Origin of the sequence: Streptococcus infantis, assembly GCF_001579645.1 — a bacterium.
Lineage (GTDB): Bacteria > Bacillota > Bacilli > Lactobacillales > Streptococcaceae > Streptococcus > Streptococcus infantis_E.
On sequence record NZ_KQ970819.1, the window covers coordinates 184,514 to 187,745 of the forward strand.

Sequence of the window (3,232 nt, forward strand, 5' to 3'; positions counted from 1 at the left end):
GTGGAATAGCTTATTACTTAATGAAAATTGCCTCGTCATTGGAGCATCCGTTTCAGGTCAAACTGATATTGTACTAGAAGGTCTTCAAAAAGCTGCGGATAAAGGCGCTAAAACAGTTTTAATGACTACAAGAAATTTTGACGAAGAAGATTGTTTCTTTGATGAATTATTGTTATTAGCTTCGATCAATCATCTCTCGTATGGCAATCGCATATCACCTCAGTTTCCAATACTTTTAATTACAGACTGCTTATTCTCTCATTATCTGGAAAGTCCAGAGAGACAATATTATTACAATCAATCTATTATCCATAAGGAGGAATAATAAAATGAGCCAAATTTGGACTAAAGAAAAATTTATAAGTCAAGTCCATGGTGGAGTCATTGTTTCTTGTCAAGCTTTACCCGGTGAACCCCTTTATAATGAAGAATTTAGCTTGATGCCTTTTATGGCTAAAGCAGCTTTAGAGGCAGGAGCAGTGGGCATTCGCGCAAATTCTGTGCGTGATATTAAAGCAATTCAGAAAGTAGTAGATTTACCAATAATTGGAATTATCAAAAAAGATTATCCACCTCAAGAACCATATATTACTGCTACGATGAAAGAAGTAGATGAACTTGTAGAATGCGGAACAACAGTCATTGCATTTGATGCAACTTTAAGACCAAGATATGATGGCTTAGTTGTCAGTGAATTTATCAAAAAAATAAAAGAAAAATATCCTAATCAATTGTTGATGGCGGATGTAAGTAATTTTGATGAAGGTCTCTATGCATTTAAATCAGGCGTTGATTTTGTTGGTACAACATTATCAGGGTACACAAGTACAAGTGTACAATCAGATGAACCTGATTTTGAACTAATGAAAAAATTGGCTGATTTTAATATTCCGGTAATTGCCGAAGGAAAAATTCATTATCCAGAACAATTAAAAAAAGCTTATAGTTTAGGTGTTACCAGTGTTGTCATTGGTGGAGCGATTACACGTCCAAAAGAAATTGCTCAGCGATTTATTAATGTCATCAAATAAAAAACAATATAAAGGAGAAATCTGATGAAAGATTTAACTAAATACAAAGGCGTTATTCCTGCATTTTATGCTTGCTATGATGAAAATGGTGAAATTAGCCAAGAACGTGTAAAATCTCTGGTGCAATATTTCATTGACAAAGGTGTAAAAGGTATCTATGTAAATGGTTCTTCAGGTGAATGTATTTACCAAAGTGTAGAAGATCGTAAACAAATTATTGAAGCTGTTATGGAAGTTGCCAAAGGTAAATTAACAGTTATCAACCATGTTGCTTGTAATAACACGAAGGATAGTATTGAATTGGCAAAACATTCAGAAAGTGTTGGAGTCGATGCTATTGCTGCTATCCCACCTATTTACTTCAAATTGCCAGAATATTCAATCGCAGCATATTGGAATGCAATGAGTGAAGCTGCGCCAAATACAGATTTTATCATTTATAATATTCCACAATTGGCAGGGGTTGCGTTGACTGGTAGTTTGTATGCAACAATGCGTCAAAATCCTCGTGTGATTGGAGTTAAAAATTCTTCTATGCCTGTACAAGATATTCAAATGTTTGTAGCTGCAGGTGGAGAAGATTACATTGTATTCAATGGTCCAGATGAACAATATCTTGGTGGTCGCTTGATGGGAGCAGAAGCTGGTATTGGTGGTACTTATGGCGTTATGCCAGATTTGTTCTTGAAATTGGAAAGTTTGATTCAAGAACGAGATTTAGATACTGCTAAAAAACTTCAATATGCTATCAATGAAGTTATCTATAAGATGGTATCAGGTAAGGCAAATATGTATGCTGTAGCAAAAGAGGTTTTGCGTCTAAATGAAAAACTTGATTTAGATTCTGTTCGTCAACCCTTAGAAGCATTGGTAGAAGGTGACTTGGAAGTTGCAAAACAAGCAGCAGTACTTATTCAACAAGCACGAAAAGAATTTTTATAATAAATAAAATCAATATGGAGATATGTTATGAGCACAACAGGATTTACAATAATTGACTTAATTATCTTGATTGTTTATTTACTTGCGGTGTTGGTTGCGGGTATCTATTTCTCTAAAAAAGAGATGAAAGGAAAAGAGTTCTTTAAAGGAGATGGTTCGGTTCCTTGGTATGTTACTTCGGTATCCATTTTTGCCACAATGCTCAGTCCGATTTCCTTCTTGGGACTCGCTGGTAACTCTTATGCAGGTAGCTGGATTTTATGGTTTGCTCAATTAGGGATGGTTGTAGCTATTCCACTGACAATTCGTTTTATCTTACCTATCTTTGCACGGATAGACATCGATACGGCATATGATTACTTGGATAAACGTTTTAATTCTAAAGCACTTCGTATTATTTCAGCACTCTTGTTTATTATTTATCAATTGGGACGTATGTCTATCATTATGTACCTCCCATCAGCTGGTTTATCAGTATTGACAGGAATTGACATCAATATTTTGATTATTTTGATGGGTGCAATTGCAATTGTTTATTCTTATACTGGTGGTCTAAAATCCGTATTATGGACAGACTTTATTCAAGGTGTGGTTCTGATTAGTGGTGTCGTTGTAGCTTTATTTGTACTGATGGCTAATATTAAAGGTGGCTTTGGTGCAGTAGCAGAAACATTAGCAAACGGGAAATTCCTTGCTGCAAATGAAAAACTTTTCGATCCTAACTTGCTTTCAAACTCCATCTTCTTAATTGTGATGGGTTCAGGCTTTACAATCTTGTCTTCTTATGCTTCATCTCAAGATTTGGTTCAACGTTTTACTACAACACAAAATATTAAGAAACTTAATAAAATGTTGTTCACAAATGGTGTCTTGTCACTTGCAACTGCAACAGTCTTTTACTTGATCGGTACAGGCTTGTACGTATTCTATCAAGTACAAAATGCAGGTAGTGCAGCTAGCAATATCCCTCAAGACCAAATCTTTATGTACTTTATTGCATACCAGTTACCAGTAGGTGTCACAGGTTTGATCTTGGCAGCGATTTATGCAGCAGCTCAATCAACTATTTCAACAGGTTTGAACTCTGTTGCAACTTCATGGACATTGGATATTCAAGATGTCATTTCTAAAAATATGTCAGACGATCGTCGTACGAAAATTGCACAATTCGTATCTCTAGCAGTAGGTTTATTCTCAATTGTTGTTTCCATTATCATGGCTCATTCAGATATTAAATCTGCATACGAATGGTTCAATAG

Annotated in this window: 3 protein-coding genes and 1 pseudogene; all 4 read left to right on the forward strand. The window is 35.2% G+C overall.

Annotated features, from left to right (window positions below):
- Window positions 1-325 (forward strand): annotated as a pseudogene (locus SINDD18_RS11365) (RpiR family transcriptional regulator); the annotation flags it as partial.
- A gap of 4 nt (window positions 326-329) precedes the next feature.
- A complete protein-coding gene (locus tag SINDD18_RS05270) occupies window positions 330-1,031 on the forward strand; it encodes an N-acetylmannosamine-6-phosphate 2-epimerase (RefSeq protein ID WP_045611613.1) in 702 nt (233 codons plus the stop codon).
- A 24-nt stretch (window positions 1,032-1,055) separates the two neighbouring features.
- The gene (locus SINDD18_RS05275) at window positions 1,056-1,973 is read left to right on the forward strand and encodes an N-acetylneuraminate lyase (protein ID WP_061863356.1); all 918 of its coding nucleotides are present in this window, start codon (window positions 1,056-1,058) and stop codon (window positions 1,971-1,973) included.
- 27 nt (window positions 1,974-2,000) lie between these two features.
- On the forward strand, window positions 2,001-3,232 hold a 1,232-nt coding region (locus tag SINDD18_RS05280), incomplete at its 3' end, for a sodium:solute symporter (protein ID WP_241497348.1).